Annotated in this window: 1 protein-coding gene; it reads right to left on the bottom strand. The window is 44.7% G+C overall.

Features of this window, described 5'->3' with window-relative positions:
* Positions 1-318, bottom strand: a 318-nt coding sequence (locus EII42_RS12660; protein WP_233558425.1) for a toprim domain-containing protein, incomplete at both ends; no start/stop codon positions are given.

Genomic DNA, 318 nt, shown 5'->3' with positions numbered 1-318 from the left:
TAAAACTTGATCCGCTGAAACTTCCCATGTATTTAAGATTTTTCCTCGCAGTGGCAGAATCGCTTGGTATTCTCGGTTACGAGCTTGTTTGGCGGAAGCGCCAGCAGAATCCCCTTCCACTAAAAATAATTCAGTTTTACTTAAATCTTGTTCGCTGCAATCCGCTAGTTTCCCAGGAAGTGCTGGGCCACTGACCAGTTTTTTGCGTACTACTTTTGTTGCCGCGCGCAAACGGCGTTCAGCTGAACTGATTGCCATTTTGGCGAGTTCTTCCGCATCTTGAATATTTTGATTGAGCCATAAGCTGAAACTGTCTTT

Source organism: Tessaracoccus sp. OH4464_COT-324 (genome assembly GCF_003932855.1).
Lineage (GTDB): Bacteria > Actinomycetota > Actinomycetes > Propionibacteriales > Propionibacteriaceae > Arachnia.
This window is presented reverse-complemented; position numbering and strand designations above follow the sequence as displayed.